The 1,341-nt window shown below is 62.9% G+C and carries 1 protein-coding gene; it reads left to right on the top strand.

What is annotated here, in order from left to right:
• Positions 1-29: 29 nt before the first annotated feature.
• The coding region (locus tag ACGTN6_RS20505; RefSeq protein ID WP_394594902.1) for a conjugative transfer ATPase at positions 30-1,341 on the top strand (1,312 nt) is incomplete at its 3' end.

The raw sequence follows: 1,341 nt of genomic DNA, 5'->3' as shown, positions 1-1,341 counted from the left end.
CCGAGGGGACGGAAGCCTGTCTGACGATCATGGCCATTCCCCAGGAGCCGCTCGAGGATCACATCAATCGGCTGCGAGGCAAGGCGCACGGGAACAGTATCAGCAGCACCAACATTCGGGGGGACTGCGACAGGGCTAGGGAGCAGCTGGGGGCAGGTCACAAGCTCTACCAAAGCAGCCTGGTCTTCTATGTCCGCGGCGAGAGTGACAAGGATCTGGAGAGCCAGATTCTGGACCTGACGACCCAGCTGGCCACGGTCCACCTCAAGCCTGTGGATCCGGAAGACGAGGTGGCCTCGCTGAACACTTACCTGCGCTGGCTGCCGATGAACTTCGATCCGGAGCTCGACAAGAAGAACCGCTGGTATACCCAGTTCAATTATGTCCAGCATCTCGCCAACTTGGCGCCTTTTTTCGGGCGGACTCGCGGCACCGGCCACCCGGGCATGTCGTTCTTCAACCGTGGTGGTGAGACCTTCTCGTTCGATCCCCTGAATCTCGACGATCGCCAGGCGAATGCTCACGCGCTGTTCTTTGGTCCAACCGGGGCTGGTAAATCCGCGACCCTGAACGGGGCGCTCAGCCAGGTGATGGCCATCCATCGCCCTCGGCTTTTCGTCATCGAGAAAGGAAACTCATTCGGCCTGCTGGGGGAGTATTTCCAGCGCAAGGGAATGTCGGTGAACCGCGTCAAGCTGGCCCCGGGCTCGGGTGTGAGCCTGGCACCGTTCTATGAGGCCCACCGGCTGCTCGAGAGCGAGGAGGAGGCGAAGCGGCATCACCGCGATATGGCGGATGACGGCGATGAGGCCTCCCTGGCCGACGCGCCGGATGCGCTGGTCGATGAGGCTGATGACAACGATGAGCGCAACCTGCTCGGTGAGATGGGGATTACTGCCCGGCTCATGATCACCGGCGGCGACCCGAAAGAGGAGGCGCTGTTTCGTCGCTCGGACCAGCGCATGGTGCGGGATGCGATCTATCGCGCCGCCCATCGGGCGGTGGCCGAAGGGCGCCAGTGCCTCACCGAAGACGTGCGTGCGGGCTTCCAAGAGATCGCCCGGGACGAAACGACGCCGGAGCGGGGGCGGCAGCGGGCCTATGAGATGGGGGAGGCCCTCGGCCTCTTCGTCGACGGCTTCGATGGCGAAGTCTTCAACCGTGAGGGCACGCCGTGGCCGGAGTGCGATGTCACCATCATCGACCTCGCTCACTACGCAGATGGGGGGTATGACGCTCAGCTGGCCCTGGCGGTGATCTCAATCACCAACGTGATCACTGCACTGGCTGAGCGTGAACAGTATAGCGGTCGGCCGATCGTCCAGGTGATCGATGAGTGTC

This window comes from Halomonas sp. B23F22_20 (assembly GCF_043496985.1).
In the GTDB taxonomy this organism is placed as follows: Bacteria; Pseudomonadota; Gammaproteobacteria; order Pseudomonadales; family Halomonadaceae; genus Halomonas.
This window is presented reverse-complemented; position numbering and strand designations above follow the sequence as displayed.